The following is a 16461-nucleotide window of genomic DNA, read 5'->3' on the forward strand; positions in this document are numbered from 1 at the left end:
TTGTATTCTCCTTTTATTCATATAATGTGCATCATACGATGTTAATTTCTATCTATCTATCTATTATCAAAGCCAAAGAGTGCCTTTACTCTCAGCAGGCAAATAGGAAAAATCTTATTACTTGAAATGCTTAAACTAAAATTAACTTCTCTTCTGGGAACTGTAGCAATAACTCTTCTCCCGAAGAGTACGCCGTTTCTTTAGGGCCATTCACTAATATTTTCCCTACGTTTGTTTCTACTTCATATTGATAACTTTTCCCGAGGAACGTACGGACGACAACTTTTCCCGGTATCATATTTGTATCCTGCTCTGTGCCCTTTGGCAAAATATTGATATCATCTGGTCGGATAGTTGCTACGAGTTTTGTATCATCCCAACTTTGGGATGTTTTCAGCATGTGACCTTCTGAAGTTGTGTATGTTTTTTCCCCTTGTTTGGTTAAGTTAAAAAAGTTTTCAAAACCAATAAATCTTGCAACAAACTCTGTCTTCGGTCGGTTGTAGATTTCTTCTGGCGTGTCAAATTGTTCAATAATCCCGTTATTCATGACAGCTACTCTATCAGAAATGGAGAAACATTCCTCTTGGTCATGGGTGACAAAAACAGAAGTGATCCCTAATTTTCGCTGGATTCGTTTAATTTCAATCCGCATTTGTACCCGAAGTTTTGCATCTAAATTACTAAGTGGTTCATCAAGTAGCAATAGTTTTGGTTCAATAACTAGTGCACGGGCCAGTGCTACACGCTGTCTTTGACCACCAGATAATTGCTTTGGATAGCGATCCCCTAATTCTGCTAGCCCAGTTACTTCTAAAATATCTTGGATTTTCGGATTCATCGTTGTTTTATCTTCTTTACGCAACTTTAAACCGAAGCCAACATTCTCTTTTACGGTTAAGTGTGGAAACAGGGCATAACTTTGAAACACCATTCCGAAGTTACGTTTATGGACAGGAACACGCGTTAAATTCTTGTTGTCCACGACAAAATCACCATCATTTGGTTCGATTAGTCCTGCTATTACTCGCAATGTCGTTGTTTTTCCACAGCCGGATGGTCCAAGTAATGATACAAGTTCCCCTTTTTCTATGGATAGATTCAAATCTTTTAATATATTATTTTTTCCGTCATAACTGACTCGAATATCTTTCAAATCAACGTATGTCATCGTTGTCCTCTCCTCATTTAAGAAATACTAGCTAAGCCAAGTGTTTTTTCAATAATATACATAAGTATCACTGTTCCAACCATTAATAAAACAGACAGTGCCGACACAGTCGGATCATAGTTATATTCGATATAATTCATTAGTGATGTCGGCAATGCTGTTACACCTGGTCCAGATAAAAACTGGGAGACTGGAATATTGTTGAATGAGTTAATGAAAGCCAGCATAAATGAAGCAAAAATACCCGCTTGAATATTCGGTAAAACTATTTTCACAAACGCCCTAACTCTTGTACATCCCAAAGTCCAGGCTACTTCTTCTATAGAAAAGTCCAACTGTTCCAAGCTCGAACCAACCACTCGTATGATATAAGGAAGACTAATTAAGAAATGTCCTAGTAATAATCCTTGGAAGATTGGCATTTGAAATTGAATAACAATAAATTGAAATAAAGCATATCCAATAACAACTCCTGGAATCATCGCTGGTGATAAAAAGAAGCTTTTCAGTATGTCTCGCCCTTTAACTGAGTAGCGTGCCAACGCATAGGCAGCAGGAATACCAACAAGTAATGCTAGTATCGTTGCAATCATCGAAATTTGTATACTCAGGAAGAAACTCTGTATTAAGGAGTTTGTTTCAAATACATTAAGATACCAATCAAATGTAAATCCTTGGATTGGAAATTGAATGCTTGGATTTTCACCAAAGGATGTCACCACAATGATGATCATTGGAATAATTAAGAATGCGAACACGAGCATGGATATAATGGAAAGACCACGTTGTTTACGCATGTTCTCCACCTCGCTTATCAAATTTTGCTGCTATCATATTAAACAGTTTCATTACAATAATTGTCGTCACAATCATAATCAAAGCAATCACTCCGGCGCTTTGCCAGTTTCCCAGTGTCATAGCATTTTGATAAAGGAATGTAGACAGCATCATGTTTTGATTTCCACCAAGTAATTGTGGTGTAGTATAGGCAGACAAGGTTCCTGAGAATACGAGAATACTTCCTACGATAATACCAGGTAAACTCAATGGCAACACCACCTTCATAAAGGCAGTAAGTCGGTTTGCTCCTAACGTTTCTGCTGCTTCCACCATTTCCAAATCAATGTTTTCGATGACTCCAACTAGTGTAATGATCATAAGTGGTAGAAATAAGTATACAGATCCAACAACAATGGCAGAGTCCGTATAGAGCATTTTAATAGGTTCTGTAATAATACCTAATTTCATCAGAAAATCATTTATTACACCATTCGTACCAAGGATATTAATCCAAGCAAAACTACGAATCACCGAATTCGTTAGCAATGGAAATAGCGACATTGCCATCATTAATCCACGCCATTTTTTGGATGTTCGGGCAATATAATAGGCAGTGGGAACTCCTAATAAAATACAGATCAGCGTTACAATAAGTGATACTCGTAATGTCCGCCAAAAAACACTTAAATTATAGTTATCTTGAAAAAATGATAGGTATGAACCAAACGTTAATTTCCCATCATAAAAAGTTGGCCAAATAATGGTAACTAAAGGTAGAAACATAAAGACGATTAATAGAATCAGTCCTGGTGTTAGCAAGATAAACGGGGCCTTATTTTTCATGTGATGTCCTCCTTACAATGTAGTACCCGAGTAGAAAAACTCGCATTTGCTCGTCCTTTTGTGAATGAGTAAGTTTTTCTTATGCAGGCGGGAAAGATTTTTATACTTTCCTATCTGCAAAAAAAGGTCTAGAAATGGTAGAAGCAAATCTACCTTTTCTAGACCTTTAGAGTCAAAGTAAAAACATGGTGCCTAATTCCATTCCACACCAAATAATTAGGTGTGCAACGAAATATCCGGGCGCCTATATACTTTAACTCGTAGTCTAGTTCTTACAATGGGAACCAGGTAGAAACGCTCAGACCATATTACTAAGCATATACGAGTAACTTATTAAATTTACCTTGCTACTATATCAGAAATTCATTCGTCTAGCAATAGAAAAATGAACATTTTCTCAAAAAGACTCGTTAATGTTCGGATTTTACTATTGTGAAAAATAGGACTGGAGTCACTGTTTCAGTATGATGAAGCAAGAGGTCCGTCCCTTTGTTACTTTTATTAGACGGTTGAAAGAAAATATATATGCTAGAATTATTTAATAAGAAACTATCAGCTTGTTATCCATTACCCTCTAATGAAATACATGGTATATCAGAATGATGAATCACTGAACAGTATGATAATATTAAACTAATAATAAATAGAAACGTTTAGAAAGGTGGTAGTAGAATGATTGACCTAAGAAGTGACACCGTAACGAAACCAACCGAGGTCATGCGTAAGGCAGCGTACGAAGCCGAAGTAGGAGACGATGTCTACGAGGAGGATCCTACCGTTAATAGATTAGAAGACAAGGCAGCAGAACTACTCGGAAAAGAGAAAGCGCTTTTTGTGACTAGTGGAACACAAGGAAACCAAATTGCTGCCTTAACCCATTGTAGACCTGGTGAAGAAGTTATTTTGGAAGCAAGTTCACATATTTACATCTATGAGGTTGGTGGGTTTTCCACTTTAGCCAATGTCCAAGTACGTCCGATTCCAGGTATGAATGGAGCAATGGATCCAGTCGAAGTAAAGAATTCGATTCGTTCAGAGAATATTCATTATCCAACTACCTCTTTAATTTGCATAGAAAACACCCATAACTTAGCAGGGGGAGCCGTACTACCTTTGAGCAATATGCAGGCCATAAACCAGATAGCTAAAGAGAATAATCTTCAAGTCCATCTTGACGGGGCAAGACTATTTAATGCACAGGTGGCTTCCGGAATATCGGTGAAAGAATATGCGAAAAACGCTGATTCCGTACAATTCTGCCTATCGAAGGGCCTTGGTGCACCAGTGGGATCTATCATTGCTGGAACGGAAGAGTTTATTAATCGTGCTAGGAAATGGCGTAAGATGTTAGGTGGGGGCTTAAGACAAGTTGGAATTATTGCTGCCCCTGGTTTAATTGCATTAGAGGAGAACATTGATCGCTTAGCAGAGGATCATGTTCATGCCAAGTTATTAGCTGATGGTTTAGCCAACATTGATGGAATTAAAGTAGAAAACAAAGTAGAAACCAATATAATTATCATCAACGTAAAAGAAACCAAACATACTCCTGAATCGTTTGTTGATGCCTTAAAATATAAAGGTGTTTTAGCAGGTGTATTTGGATTAGATACGATTCGTTTTGTTACGCATTATGATGTAACAAGTGAGGATATTGATAAAGCTTTAGTTGCGGTGCAGGAAATCGTATAAATGGTGCTGTCACTTCTTAATTTATGTACTTATTGATATATTTTAGGGAGTGAAAGCACCTTTATTTATCCCTATGTTTTTCTTTTTCTTCTAATTTCTTAATTGTCTCCGCCTATCTAAAAAAGTTATTAATTGCTTCAATGCGTATCTTATGATTGCAATCATCGCAACAAAATACCTTGATCTTGTTTTCCTTAGCTTGTTTATATTTCGGGCTTCCTTCGTATACTTTGAATATTTTTTTACAACTATAACAAAGTACCTCATAGTAAAACATTGTTATCCCCCTAAGTGATACATTACTTTTTAATTGCTTTACCGAAGATTGTAACCACTGCCAATAATTTAACCGCTTCTGCTATAATAGCATCTTTCAAATTGAAACCCTTTTCTTTTGGTAAAGCACCTGTTACTTTAATAAATGCACTTTGTTATTTACTCAATACAAAACGATTGAATTCTTCTACTGTTTCAAAGTAATATTTCGATTCTGATTTCATCTGCTGCTTAATTTCAGGAATAAAGTGTGACCAGCCAGCAGCAGCAAAATCTACATTACAACTTCTCGCCATCTCCAATCCAGGCTTTAGGTCATCCAACATTAGTGCATCAGTTTCTTGAAGATTAAAGCGTTTTAAAATTTCCTTAATTGGATATGGATGTGGTTTCCTTTGCTGTTCAGGAAGTTCCCATCCAAAGATTTCGTCTGGCACAAATCCACAATGAATAGAATAATCTCTTTCAATTCGGTTTCTCTCAGAATGAGAAACAACCGTCACAATTCCACCTTGTTTTTTAAATTCTTGAATTGTCTCTGCAAACAGTTCATAGAAGTCTGGTACAGTTGATTCGGTATATTTTTTCCAAACTACTTGCTGATGTTTTTGCTCCTCCTATGTGAATTTAATGATGTCTTTACATAAAGGAGAAAAACCTGGATTGAAACAGTATCTAACAAAATCTTCAAACGCAATAGGTTTATCATTTGGTCGCAAGTCTTTAAGAGCCTCTACAAATGATGGATAATGTATATTTGGTGTGCTTTTTACTGCTGTATCATCGTGGTCTAAGATTAAACATTTATATTTTAAAGCCATAAATACTCCCCCTATAAAATAGTAATATCCTATTCATTTATACATTACATAAGAAAATTTAGATAGCTACTTTCATTAAACTGCCCCGTTAGCAGAAGAACCTAATGTTCAAAATCGTCAACAAAATTTTAACATAAAATAATGATTTCAATCCTTGATTTTTTTATATAACTCAAAATTGTAATACCAAATAACAACTCAAATAGCCCCCCTATTTGTGCACGGCGACAATAACTATTGTCTTAGATGCGATTAAGGGAGCTAATTACTCTTCTATTTCTATTAAGTTTACAATAAAAAGGTCCCGCCAAATCCTCTGACGAAACCTTTATTACTTATTAATCTATTTCCATTTCAATTATTTCCCCAGACTCCGCATCAATCGTAATTTCTGCTTCCCCGCGATCTGTTCTTAGTTCTAATTCATACTCATATCGACCATCATCTTCATCTAGATCCACTTCAATAACCTTTCCGCCAACTTCTGCAACAGCAATTTCCTTCGCCTCTTCTATTGACATGATACTCTCTAAGTTTTGCTTATTGTTATACTCATCACGATCATCGTCATCCCATTCTACTCGTAACACTTCTCCAGTAGATGCATCGATATACACATCATGATCAGGGTTTTCGAAATCCACTTCGTAATAAACATAGCCATGTTCTCTCTCTAATTCAACACTTTCGACATATCCATCTTGTTCAGATTGGGCAATCTCTATTGCTTCTTCTGGAGAGATTAGTCCCTCCTTCTCCTTTACTACCTCCGTTTTTACATTTCCAGGATCTTTCTTCGTTGTATTCACATTATCATTCAAGCTAGCTGCTGCAATTGTAGTACCACCTAATAATAAACCGACTGTTATAATACATGTAATGAATTTCTTGTTCACTTTTATTTCCTCCCTCAAATTCGTTATCCTTACTATATCCCCTACTCATTAGAGAACAACGAGAGAAAGATTAGAATTTGATGAGAATTTTAATTTTATGTTTTAATGTGTTAGTTGGGACGAGGGGACTGACCCTCTGTCCCTAAAGTTTCCGTCCCTAGACTGAATGATTGGACAACAAATCATTATATAATTTAATTAATATAGATAAGGGGCTGATTATTTGATGAAACTACTACTTAAAAATCCATTAAGAAGTTTTATTGTTTTATCTTATGTAATATTTTTTGTGTTTTTTATCGTTATTGGTTTGAGTTTATTGTTAGGAGCACCAAAAAGCGTAACCTATATTTTACAAATTATTGCTGCATGGTCTTCAACCTTTTCATTTATTATCTTGTTTAAAAAAATCTATCCGGGTTTAAGGTTAACAGATTTTATTAAACAGCAATTTGCTCCAAGACTTAGGTTTTCTGTTCTTAGCTCCGCAGTGGTAATACAAGTAATAATTATCGCTGTGACTGTATTACTGTTATCAATTAGAACTGATACTCAGGATTTGGCATTATTATCATTTACGAGCATTGGGATATTGATGTTGGCATTTTTAGATAATTTGGTACGGGGACCTTTGGGGGAAGAATTGGGTTGGAGAGGATATGCATTGAATGAACTTCAAAAGAAATACTCTCCATTGAAGTCAGCAATATTAGTAGGTGTTCTATGGGGATTTTGGCACACTCCACTATGGTTTGCTTCAGGTTATACTGGTGTGGATTTAATCAAGTATATTTTGTTATTTATGATTGGAATTATATCGTTTTCGATTATTGTGACCCTCTTCTACAACTTAAATAAGAATCTAGTGATACCTATTACTATTCACCAATTATTTAATTTTTCTCTTGTCATGGTTAAAGGCGATTTATTAGACGTATTACAATATGTTATGCTTTCTTATTTTGTTGTCGCGATAGTACTAATTTTTATAAATCCAAAGGATATTCTTTACAAAAGAACTGTTAAATGATGATTAGAGCTGCTACATTTCGGCTAACCTACCATATTTATTTAAGGTTATTCATTTGGTCTATTATTCTGTAAGAAAGTGATCAATTCATCTTCACTATAGGTTTTAAACACAACGCCATTCATATCAAATACCACAAAGGCAGGAGCTTTTTCTAATTCTAGAAACTTATAAGAATTATTCATACCTTCAAGTGAAGTGTGATATTGTACGGTATTAAAACTTCTAATATGATGTTTCTCCCTCAATTCATCGGTAATATCATACTCTCCTGTCTCATCAACAATTAAAAGAGAGTATTTGTATTTATCATTCGAAAACAAATCATGAACAGGCTCTTCTTTTATAATACTTGAACAGCCGACCAAAATAAGCAAACAACACAAGATAACTAGCATTCTTCTCAAAATCTAGCCCCCTTTTCTAATTACCCTATTCAGCCATCTGACTTGTTATAGGAAAACATTATATTTAAATGATATCATAACTTTCTGAATTTTGATTCATTTTTTTTACCAACTTTAGATTCTGAAATGCAAGTATCTTTTCCAGTTTTAATCTTGAATTAAAATCAAATATGTGCAAAAATATAAGTTAATTGCATAACTAAATGTTTTCTAGGGTTCCGTAACATAATGTTGGTCTGGTCCGAGAGAAAACTCACAGTATTGCTGTGTCACGGAAGGATAAAAGCCTGGGAGAAACTGTATGACAGTTTTTTCTCGGGCTTTTTTGACTTTTAGGGAAAATTAAAATCGGAGGTGTTATTTAGATGAATACAGATTGGATAAAAGTATTTGTGGCAGCTTTCTTTGAGGTAATTTGGGTTATTGGTTTAAAACATGCGAGTGACTTCTGGACTTGGGCTGGAACGATTATTGCCATCATTGTCAGCTTCTATTTAATGATTATGGCTGGACGAAAACTTCCCGTAGGAACTGTGTATGCCGTTTTTGTTGGGCTTGGTACAGCGGGAACTGTCCTATCAGAAATCTTGTTCTTTGAAGAACCTTTTAAATTGGAAAAAATACTCTTCATTCTCGTTTTATTGACAGGAGTCATTGGCCTTAAATTGGTAACAAAAGAAAAGGTTCAGGAAGGAGATGAAATCTAATGGCATGGATTTCTTTAATCTTAGCAGGTCTGTGTGAAATGATTGGTGTTACGATGATCAATAAGTTGCACAAAGACCGTAATTGGCAATCCATCGTTCTGGTAATTTTAGCATTTGGAGCGAGTTTTATATTTCTTGCTTATTCCATGGAAACACTTCCTATGGGCACAGCTTATGCAATTTGGACCGGAATTGGTGCATCTGGTGGAGCAATTTTAGGTATGATACTTTATGGAGAATCAAAGGATTGGAGAAGGCTTATTTTCATAGGAATGGTATTAGGTGCTGCTGTAGGTCTTAAACTCGTTTCTTAAGGGAAGTTTCCATTTTACTTGAAGAAGATAATTTGTTTAACATAAGCAAATTATCTTCTTTTAATAAACTATAACATCAGTCATCAAAACTACCCATTTCAATAAGGATCCCTTCCGAATAATACTAACATAATATTCCAAAAGTAAAATCAGAATTTTAATCATCAGAAAAAAGATAAATTTTCTGATGATATTCCCTCTAAAATGTATTCGTCTCGATTTGCTTTCTCAATATTGCATCTAACATAACAATCGTATATTGTTGAATTCGGTAATATGGTTTATCAACTTAAACCATTAAACTGATTACTGGAGGTATTTCACTAAATGAATAAACAGGACCAACTAAATATGATCAAAGAGGATTTTATTAAATGTCAAAAAGTACTATTGGCAATTGGTGATGAAACACGTCAATCAATTTTGTTAGTTCTTATGGGGACTGATTGTCAAACAGGGCTACGTGTGGGTGAAATCACAGAACAAACACATCTTTCTCGACCTGCTGTGTCCCATCATCTTAAGGTTTTACGTGATGCCGGTGTTATTTTAATGCGTAAAGAAGGGACAAAAAACTTTTATTATATTAATGTACGTACAGAATTAGGTTTATTAAGAACGCTTGTGTCGGATATTGATAAGTTCATGCAGGACTTTTATTTAAATGATGAAATGTAAAGACACATTTTTTGGAGGGATAGGTTATGAGAGCAATGGTTATCGATAGGTATGGGAAAGCACCTATGCGTTTGGTAGAAATGCCCACACCTGAAATTGGTGAATATGAGGTGCTCGCAGAAATTCATGCAGCTAGTATTAATCCTATTGATTTTAAGATACGGGATGGAAAAGTGAAATTGTTAGTAAAATATAAAATGCCTCTTATCTTAGGGAATGACTTTTCTGGTGTCGTTGCAAAAGTTGGCGCAAAAGTGACTCGTTTTAAAGTTGGTGACGAAATTTATGCACGTCCACGTAAGAGTAAAATCGGTACTTTTGCTGAATATATCGCTATTCATGAAGATGACATCGCCTTAAAACCTAACAATTTGAGCTTTGAAGAAGCAGCGTCGATCCCACTGGTTGGGTTAACCTCATACCAAGCACTAACAGACATTTTGCAATTACAAAAGGGACAAAAAATTCTAATTCAAGCAGGGGCAGGTGGTGTCGGTACCTTTGCTATTCAACTGGCCAAATTAATGGGTGCCACTGTTGCAACGACTGCAAGTGTTGCAGGTGCGAATTTAGTAAAATCTCTTGGTGCGGATGAAATAATAAATTACAAGACAGAAAAATTTGAAGAGGTTCTGAAAAACTATGATGCCGTATTTGATACACTTGGGGGCGAGATACTCGAAAAATCATTCGAAGTGATAAAAGACGGGGGAAAAATCGTTTCCGTTTCGGGATTACCAAATGCACGTTTTGGCAAAGAATATGGTTCTGGATTTTTCAAAACGTTGTTGTTTTCAGCAGCTAGTCATAAACTTACTTCGCTTGAAAAAAAGCATAAGGTTCCATATACGTTTTTGTTTATGAAACCAAGTGGAGAGCAATTACGTATAATCGCAAACTATATCGAGACTGGTAAAATCAAACCTATAATTGATAGAGTTGTTCCTTTTGAGAATGCTCAAAAAGCGATGGAATATGCAGAGTCTGGTAGGGCGAAAGGGAAAATAATATTAAAAATCAGATAGTTGTCACAACCTAACATAATATTCCAAACATAAATATTAACCATATGAAAGGCGATTTCACTTGGATCACCTTGTTTAAATAATGTACCCTATTGGTTAAATACACTTTTTGCACTTTATTTCGTCTATAAAGGAAATAAACTCTGAAGCACAGATCATGCATAATATGAAATATCATTCAAAAATGCTTAAAATTTAATTAAAAATAAACACTAAAGGCAATCCTTATATACTGAGGATTGCCTTTAAACTGTCTTTAAACCGGGCTTCTATTAGCCGGTTTAGTTGAAGAAGTATGATAGACATTACTTTTCCGCTGAAATTATTAAGAACATAGGTCTACGGAGTTCGTCTTTCATTTCAGGAATATTTTCTAGCATTTCCTCAGAGGGAATTGGTTCTTCAACTTTAGTTATATTAAAACCAGCAGTAATTAAGTCATTTATATAAGTTGAAAATGTACGATGGTATTTTATAACGTTTTCAGTTAAGAATGTTGTTTCACGTAATCCTTCTAATTGGTAATTGTCAACTGCCCAATGCAGCCGGTTCCCTTTATCATCCACATACCATTCTTGTTCATTCCTAGAAGTGAAAATTGGATGTTCAATTGAAAACACAAAAGAACCCCCAGGCTTTAGACAATCATAGACTTTTTTACAGATTGTTTCAAAGGACTCTACATAGTGAAAAGCCAACGAACTGACGACAACATCAAATAGAGAGTCAGAAAAATTTATGTCTTCAATTGGCATCTTAATGTATGAAATTAATGAATCATTAGTCATTTCGCGGGCTTGTTGAAGCATTTTTTCAGATATATCTACTCCAATAACAGACCTTGCTTGCATTTCACGAGCATAACGACAATGCCAACCGAAACCGCATCCCAAATCAAGTACACTTTTATGTTGGAGATCGGGTAGAAGTTCTTTTAATATGTGCCATTCTCCCGCACCTTCAAGTCCTTTGACTGAGCGTTCCATTTTTTTATACGCATTAAAAAAATTCACGTCATCATACTTGTTTTGCTTCATAACTTTTACAACTCCTAAGTATTTCGTTTGCCTACTAAAATTAGTACAACATCTAATTTAGAAGGCTATCTATCTCCTTCTAACCATTTCTTTTGCTCCACAGTCAATATGATATATGTACTCTCATTTTTATGCTAATGCACCCTTTCGCATTATAGCTTTAACAAAAATACGCATTAATCCTTATTGAATTAATGCATCATTTGTTTAGTAAAAGACTTAAAGATTTTCTTCTATTATCCCTTGTAGAATGTGCTCTTTTACATTTTCCCCATTAACCCAATCTTGAAAGTTTATATCTAAGACCTGATTACTCCGAGCAATGGCAGTTAGAATTCTTGAGTCCTGATAAGCGTATGAAAATGTATGAAGAGTTCCAAAGAGATTACCGTAGTCTGTAAAGAATACCGGTGAGTTTGTCACCCTAAAGTTGTCGAACATTTCACTATGTGTTAGATTTTGACTGATGAAATTAAGAAGAATATTATTACGCTGGACTGATCCTTCAATTGATGTTCTATTTTTATCTTTTAGCATATCTAATTGAAAATGATTTACACAAGTTAAGGATTCTTGTCCTCGCCTTACAATAACTTTTCTAGGGGTAACTTCAACTTCTGCATTATTCCCTTTTTTATCTCCGATTGAAAAGTTATAACAAGCTGAATGTGGTATCTCTTTAAGCATATTTATTGCATCATCAGTAGTGGAACAGCTATCCAATACCATCCTTACAGAAGTCCATGGAGATACGCCTTTGGTGTAATCATTATTACTTACAAAATGCAATCCTGCTACAAGCCCTTCTTGATTTACACCATCGTGTCTTCCCAATATTTGAAGATTATATCCAGCTGAGGCAAAAGCATTATCAGGTTGAACTAAACTAAAAACACCATCATACAGAGCAGGAGAAAAATCATAATTCCTAACATAATAATCTTTTGTAACTATCGCGGAACAACCCATTGCTTCAGTCTTTGGTACTTCATAGCCACTAAACAAAGCTGCTGCTTTGCCTAATGAAATCTCTAAACCATGAGACAACCCCTCTATCTCTTCAAGTAAATGAGGTGCAAAAGTTGAATAGATAGATTTCATATTATTATAATCAATTTCCGGTTTTGTTATTGATTCCAATGTTTCTAGAATTGGTTTATTTTGGATAAGTTTTGCCATCTGAAACCCAATATTAAACGAACTACCTCTAATTTGAAGTACGTCTACAGCAAGATTGGACATAACAATTCCCCCTTAAATTATAACTATTACTATGATTAATTTTACAGTATTTTAGTCTTCTTTCTTAAACTAACCTACTCCGATAGTTTAATAACTTCTCCCTAAATACTAACATAATATCTCGCTAGCTTAATAACTCTACCATAACACTAACATAATATTCTAAAAATAAAGTCGTTATTTTCATAAGAAAAAGGCAACCCCACTTGGATCACCTTGTTTCGCTATTGCACCCTTTACTTTAAGTACATAACTTCACAAACTATTCTATTTGTTCCTCAAAATAACAGATTGAAAATGAAATTTTCCCCCAACTACTTCTTTTGGTACCACTTCAAAGTATTCTATAAAAAATAACTCTGATAATAATTCTATTAGGGTCTCATCTTCATAAAAGGAAAAAAATCGTTTGGGTGTATAATGATCCTCTTCCCAAACCCCCTCTGAATTTTCACCACCATAAAGTCCTAAGTAAAATAATCCAGACGGTTTTAATACCCTTTTTATTTCATTTAAAACACCTTTAATGTCCTCTTTGGGAACGTGTAGTAGACAATTAAGAGCATAAATGGACTCAAAGTGATTGTTAGGAAAATCAAGATTGTAAAAGTTCATCACATCAGCATTTAAACCCTTTTCCTTGCACAGCTTAATCATTTCAGGTGAAACATCGGTACTGAAGGTATTTAATCCTTGTTCTTTAAAATAAAGACTATCTTTCCCTGTTCCTGCTCCAATTTCCAATAAACTGCTTTGATTTTCATTATGTATGTAATTTAAAAAGGTTTCTCTTTCTTTAATCTTCCAGTCCTGTACATTATTTAGATTTCTTTCAATTGCTTTTTTGTTATATGAATTTGTTATATTTTTTTCAAATGTGCGTTTCACTTTTTATCCCTCCTATATTATACTTTTCTACTAAATGCCTCGATACTGGAATAACCTAAAAAACAAGCAAAGCACCTGCCGTTCTTAAACTCTTGCCGCCTATAGTTGAATAAAAAGTCATTAACTATTCTATTTCCAACAGAAAAGACTTTTTATCGAGGAAAGTCCTACAATAATATTGTGTCACATAAGGTATTCTCCGCTGTATCCATTCATGAGATTCTTGATTATTAACCATAAAGCCAAAAGCTCCAAAAATAGCTAATATAAAACCCGCACTTATTAGTAATTCGTCTTCTTCATTAAGATTCCTTAATGTTTTATATCCTTCTAACACTCTTTTTCTATGTTTAATATTGAAAGTTGTAAGTGTAATGCCAATATCGAATAAATAATAACCATAGCCAGAGAAGCCAAAATCAATAGGGATAACAGTATCATTACTTACAATAATGTTTCCTCCTTGTAGATCAGCGTGAATAATTCCCCAACTATTACTCACCTTTGGTGTTCTATCAAAGATAATTTCTATATATTTCATAGTGTCTAAAATCACATCATACTGTTTTGGCGTAAATAAGTTAATCTCAACACCATACTGTAATCTATCAGTTAAATTCCTATACTTTTCAATATCATAATTTGGTCGAATAAAAGGTTGTGGGATAACCCAGTTATTGGAGAAATTATGTAATTGTGCTAATACGACTCCCACTTCATATGCAAGTTTTTCTGAATTTAGTTCCTCACCTGTATAATCAACGCCGTCTTTCCAAGAGAGAAGTGTTGCCAATGGAATAAAATTATTATCCACATCAACAATTGTAGAAACAAGGTTTCCTTTTTTATTTTTAATTGGTTGCTGTAACTGTAAAGAAGTTTGTTCGTTTAAGTTATTTAACAATTCCATCTCTGCGTTCAGTCCTTCGAAGGTATGCTGTACACCTTGTAGTCCAGTAGTAATAGGGAAATGAATTCGCAAAACATATGAATTGTTGTCTTCATTATTATCTATTTTTAATGTGAGATTGTCGTTATGTCTTATAAAACTTGAAGAATAATTAGTAATTCCATATTGGTTCAAAGCAATTTTAATGAGTTTTTCGGGATTATTAGTATTATTCATTTAATATATATCTCTCCTTATTCCTCTAAAAGTAATCTAATGTTTTTAAACTCTACAGCCCCATTAGCATAATATCTTATAATCAGATGATAACATAATATTCAGAGTATTCTTCCCAAAAATAAAGACCATCAATAAGATGATCTCTTATTTCATTAACGCACCCGATAGTTTAACACAAACATTTTTTAAGAAATAATGTTTATTGTAATGTGGCAATCAACGGATTACCTTCTTTAACCTCTTGTATTGATAGATATAAAGTATAGTTCCCATAATCAAGGATGTTATTAAGAAAAAGATTCAATTGATCTTGAGTCAGTACTTTTATTTTTAAATGGTAACATCCTTCTCCTGATACTCTGTGAGCTTCAACTATTTCATTACTGTCTTTGATAAACCTTTTAAACGACTCATGGTTTGCAGTTTTCATATAAATAATGACAAACGCTGTATAAGTAAGTCCTAATTTCATTTCATCTACGATTAGAGAGTAAGCTTTTATTACACCACTTTCCTCAAGTTTTTTGATTCGGTTTCCAACTGCTTGTCCTGTCATATGAATCTGTTCCCCTAAGTCCTTCCATTGAATACGCGAATTTTCGGTTAGTATTCTAAGGATTTGAAAATCAATGTTATCAAGTTCCATCATAAATTCCTTTCACCATGAAATTTTTTAGTATTAAAGTGTTTCATCAAAGTATCGATTAAAATCAGGATATTATTTATGATTCTAGTGTAACAAAAATTCTAATTGAGGTGAAAAAAATGAGTACAGCTTTAATTATTGTAGATATTCAAAATGACTATTTTCCAAATGGAAAGATGGAATTAAGCAACCCAGAAAAGGCAGCAGCTAATGCTGCTAAAGTTCTTGAGTACTTTAGAAAGAATAACAAAGATAATATTTTCCATGTCCAACATATCGCAAGTCATCCATCTTTAGGCTTCTTTCTTCCAGATACTGAGGGAGTTAAAATTCACAATGCGGTCTCTCCATTAGAAAACGAATGCATTATCAAAAAGAACTTCGCTAACAGCTTCTTAAAGACTGAATTAGAAAGTAAACTTAAAGAAACTGGAGTAACCAAGGTAGTGGTTGTAGGTATGATGACACATATGTGTATAGACGCGACAGTTAGAGCTGCAGTTGATCTTGGCTATGAAACAACACTTGTTGAAGATGCTTGTGCGACAAGAGAATTAGCTTACCAGGATAAGGTCGTTCCAGCAGAACAAGTACACTATGCATTTGTCAGCGCACTTAATGGTATGTATGCTAACGTAATTTCGACCGAGGATTTCCTGCAACAAAAAGCTAGTACGAACTAAAAGATCAACTAATTAAATATACACGGGAGTATGTTTAGAAAACAGCCTCCCTTTTTAACTGATATTGAAATTTAAAAATATAATATCCTTCTTCAACTAAACTCCCTCAATATAGAAAGTGAAATCTACCGATTTCTCACGTTTTCTTAGATTTTCTTACTAGTTTATATTCGATATGTATTGGTTTATTTTATCT

The 16461-nt window shown here is 34.3% G+C and carries 19 protein-coding genes, 1 pseudogene and 2 riboswitches; of the genes and pseudogenes, 7 read left to right on the top strand and 13 right to left on the bottom strand.

Translation table 11 applies throughout. The features are described 5' to 3' along the window. Window positions 1-130 precede the first annotated feature (130 nt). From TY11_RS13790 to TY11_RS13800, 3 genes are read right to left on the bottom strand one after another with little or no spacing between them, the layout of a single operon-like run. Window positions 131-1171, bottom strand: coding sequence for an ABC transporter ATP-binding protein (locus TY11_RS13790; protein WP_042147264.1), 1041 nt, complete (start codon window positions 1169-1171; stop codon window positions 131-133). A gap of 17 nt (window positions 1172-1188) precedes the next feature. Further along, window positions 1189-1968, bottom strand: coding sequence for an ABC transporter permease (locus tag TY11_RS13795; RefSeq protein ID WP_042147267.1), 780 nt, complete (start codon window positions 1966-1968; stop codon window positions 1189-1191). Beyond that, on the bottom strand, window positions 1961-2794 hold the full coding sequence (locus TY11_RS13800; protein WP_042147270.1) for an ABC transporter permease: 834 nt from the start codon (window positions 2792-2794) through the stop codon (window positions 1961-1963). Before TY11_RS13800 ends, TY11_RS13795 begins: the two co-directional genes overlap by 8 nt. 241 nt (window positions 2795-3035) lie before the next feature. After that, window positions 3036-3139: riboswitch (purine riboswitch) on the bottom strand. A gap of 327 nt (window positions 3140-3466) precedes the next feature. On the opposite strand from TY11_RS13800, the gene ltaE reads away from it, so the two are divergent. Continuing rightward, the gene (gene ltaE / locus TY11_RS13805) at window positions 3467-4486 is read left to right on the top strand and encodes a low-specificity L-threonine aldolase (RefSeq protein ID WP_042147273.1); all 1020 of its coding nucleotides are present in this window, start codon (window positions 3467-3469) and stop codon (window positions 4484-4486) included. A gap of 112 nt (window positions 4487-4598) precedes the next feature. Here ltaE and TY11_RS20170 read toward each other — a convergent pair whose 3' ends face one another. The 4 genes and pseudogenes from TY11_RS20170 to TY11_RS13815 all read right to left on the bottom strand — a co-directional run bounded on the left by TY11_RS20170 (window position 4599) and on the right by TY11_RS13815 (window position 6479). Continuing rightward, on the bottom strand, window positions 4599-4763 hold the full coding sequence (locus tag TY11_RS20170; protein ID WP_081755927.1) for a DUF2197 domain-containing protein: 165 nt from the start codon (window positions 4761-4763) through the stop codon (window positions 4599-4601). 154 nt (window positions 4764-4917) lie between these two features. Then, window positions 4918-5316, bottom strand: a pseudogene (locus TY11_RS20870) (HAD family hydrolase); the annotation flags it as partial. A 63-nt stretch (window positions 5317-5379) separates the two neighbouring features. Then, window positions 5380-5583, bottom strand: coding sequence for a hypothetical protein (locus TY11_RS20875; protein WP_231495825.1), 204 nt, complete (start codon window positions 5581-5583; stop codon window positions 5380-5382). Between the two features lie 338 nt (window positions 5584-5921). Then, on the bottom strand, window positions 5922-6479 hold the full coding sequence (locus tag TY11_RS13815; RefSeq protein ID WP_042147276.1) for a PepSY domain-containing protein: 558 nt from the start codon (window positions 6477-6479) through the stop codon (window positions 5922-5924). Window positions 6480-6705: 226 nt separating this feature from the next. Between TY11_RS13815 and TY11_RS13820 the strand changes: the two genes are divergently transcribed. Further along, the gene (locus TY11_RS13820; RefSeq protein ID WP_042147279.1) at window positions 6706-7509 is read left to right on the top strand and encodes a CPBP family intramembrane glutamic endopeptidase; all 804 of its coding nucleotides are present in this window, start codon (window positions 6706-6708) and stop codon (window positions 7507-7509) included. A 47-nt stretch (window positions 7510-7556) separates the two neighbouring features. On the opposite strand, the gene TY11_RS13825 is transcribed toward TY11_RS13820, so the two are convergent. Beyond that, window positions 7557-7916, bottom strand: coding sequence for a hypothetical protein (locus tag TY11_RS13825; RefSeq protein WP_042147282.1), 360 nt, complete (start codon window positions 7914-7916; stop codon window positions 7557-7559). A gap of 199 nt (window positions 7917-8115) precedes the next feature. Then, window positions 8116-8212, top strand: a riboswitch (guanidine-I (ykkC/yxkD leader). Window positions 8213-8281: 69 nt separating this feature from the next. On the opposite strand from TY11_RS13825, the gene TY11_RS13830 reads away from it, so the two are divergent. The 4 genes from TY11_RS13830 to TY11_RS13845 all read left to right on the top strand — a co-directional run bounded on the left by TY11_RS13830 (window position 8282) and on the right by TY11_RS13845 (window position 10640). Further along, complete coding sequence (locus TY11_RS13830) at window positions 8282-8623, top strand: DMT family transporter (protein WP_042147285.1); 342 nt, start codon at window positions 8282-8284, stop codon at window positions 8621-8623. Then, window positions 8623-8937, top strand: coding sequence for a DMT family transporter (locus TY11_RS13835; RefSeq protein WP_042147288.1), 315 nt, complete (start codon window positions 8623-8625; stop codon window positions 8935-8937). The genes TY11_RS13830 and TY11_RS13835 overlap by 1 nt, the downstream gene beginning before the upstream one ends. 327 nt (window positions 8938-9264) lie before the next feature. After that, entirely contained in the window at window positions 9265-9615 is a 351-nt protein-coding gene (locus TY11_RS13840) for an ArsR/SmtB family transcription factor (protein WP_042147291.1), read from the top strand. Window positions 9616-9641: 26 nt separating this feature from the next. Then, on the top strand, window positions 9642-10640 hold the full coding sequence (locus TY11_RS13845; RefSeq protein WP_042147294.1) for an NADP-dependent oxidoreductase: 999 nt from the start codon (window positions 9642-9644) through the stop codon (window positions 10638-10640). 305 nt (window positions 10641-10945) lie between these two features. Here TY11_RS13845 and TY11_RS13850 read toward each other — a convergent pair whose 3' ends face one another. From TY11_RS13850 to TY11_RS13870, 5 genes are all read right to left on the bottom strand, one after another. Further along, window positions 10946-11677: a class I SAM-dependent methyltransferase gene (locus tag TY11_RS13850; RefSeq protein WP_042147296.1), complete on the bottom strand. Its 732-nt coding sequence runs from the start codon at window positions 11675-11677 to the stop codon at window positions 10946-10948. A 219-nt stretch (window positions 11678-11896) separates the two neighbouring features. Further along, a complete protein-coding gene (locus TY11_RS13855; protein WP_042147299.1) occupies window positions 11897-12919 on the bottom strand; it encodes a C45 family autoproteolytic acyltransferase/hydrolase in 1023 nt (340 codons plus the stop codon). Between the two features lie 267 nt (window positions 12920-13186). Then, on the bottom strand, window positions 13187-13807 hold the full coding sequence (locus TY11_RS13860) for a class I SAM-dependent methyltransferase (RefSeq protein ID WP_042147302.1): 621 nt from the start codon (window positions 13805-13807) through the stop codon (window positions 13187-13189). Between the two features lie 124 nt (window positions 13808-13931). Continuing rightward, window positions 13932-14933, bottom strand: coding sequence for a phosphotransferase enzyme family protein (locus TY11_RS13865; RefSeq protein ID WP_042147305.1), 1002 nt, complete (start codon window positions 14931-14933; stop codon window positions 13932-13934). A 202-nt stretch (window positions 14934-15135) separates the two neighbouring features. Then, window positions 15136-15582, bottom strand: a complete 447-nt coding sequence (locus tag TY11_RS13870; protein ID WP_042147319.1) for an Lrp/AsnC family transcriptional regulator — start codon at window positions 15580-15582, stop codon at window positions 15136-15138. A gap of 119 nt (window positions 15583-15701) precedes the next feature. On the opposite strand from TY11_RS13870, the gene TY11_RS13875 reads away from it, so the two are divergent. Continuing rightward, entirely contained in the window at window positions 15702-16265 is a 564-nt protein-coding gene (locus tag TY11_RS13875; RefSeq protein WP_042147308.1) for a cysteine hydrolase family protein, read from the top strand. The last annotated feature ends 196 nt before the right edge of the window (window positions 16266-16461 follow it).

Source organism: Paucisalibacillus algeriensis, from assembly GCF_000577245.1.
Classification (GTDB): Bacteria; Bacillota; Bacilli; order Bacillales; family Amphibacillaceae; genus Ornithinibacillus.

Bases quoted from the DNA above. Each gene is read 5' to 3' on its own strand.
- TY11_RS13790 (WP_042147264.1), bottom strand. From the start codon at position 1,171: ATGACATACGTTGATTTGAAAGATATTCGAGTCAGTTATGACGGAAAA.
- TY11_RS13795 (WP_042147267.1), bottom strand. From the start codon at position 1,968: ATGCGTAAACAACGTGGTCTTTCCATTATATCCATGCTCGTGTTCGCA.
- TY11_RS13800 (WP_042147270.1), bottom strand. From the start codon at position 2,794: ATGAAAAATAAGGCCCCGTTTATCTTGCTAACACCAGGACTGATTCTA.
- ltaE (WP_042147273.1), top strand. From the start codon at position 3,467: ATGATTGACCTAAGAAGTGACACCGTAACGAAACCAACCGAGGTCATG.
- TY11_RS20170 (WP_081755927.1), bottom strand. From the start codon at position 4,763: ATGTTTTACTATGAGGTACTTTGTTATAGTTGTAAAAAAATATTCAAA.
- TY11_RS20875 (WP_231495825.1), bottom strand. From the start codon at position 5,583: ATGGCTTTAAAATATAAATGTTTAATCTTAGACCACGATGATACAGCA.
- TY11_RS13820 (WP_042147279.1), top strand. From the start codon at position 6,706: ATGAAACTACTACTTAAAAATCCATTAAGAAGTTTTATTGTTTTATCT.
- TY11_RS13830 (WP_042147285.1), top strand. From the start codon at position 8,282: ATGAATACAGATTGGATAAAAGTATTTGTGGCAGCTTTCTTTGAGGTA.
- TY11_RS13835 (WP_042147288.1), top strand. From the start codon at position 8,623: ATGGCATGGATTTCTTTAATCTTAGCAGGTCTGTGTGAAATGATTGGT.
- TY11_RS13840 (WP_042147291.1), top strand. From the start codon at position 9,265: ATGAATAAACAGGACCAACTAAATATGATCAAAGAGGATTTTATTAAA.
- TY11_RS13845 (WP_042147294.1), top strand. From the start codon at position 9,642: ATGAGAGCAATGGTTATCGATAGGTATGGGAAAGCACCTATGCGTTTG.
- TY11_RS13850 (WP_042147296.1), bottom strand. From the start codon at position 11,677: ATGAAGCAAAACAAGTATGATGACGTGAATTTTTTTAATGCGTATAAA.
- TY11_RS13855 (WP_042147299.1), bottom strand. From the start codon at position 12,919: ATGTCCAATCTTGCTGTAGACGTACTTCAAATTAGAGGTAGTTCGTTT.
- TY11_RS13865 (WP_042147305.1), bottom strand. From the start codon at position 14,933: ATGAATAATACTAATAATCCCGAAAAACTCATTAAAATTGCTTTGAAC.
- TY11_RS13870 (WP_042147319.1), bottom strand. From the start codon at position 15,582: ATGGAACTTGATAACATTGATTTTCAAATCCTTAGAATACTAACCGAA.
- TY11_RS13875 (WP_042147308.1), top strand. From the start codon at position 15,702: ATGAGTACAGCTTTAATTATTGTAGATATTCAAAATGACTATTTTCCA.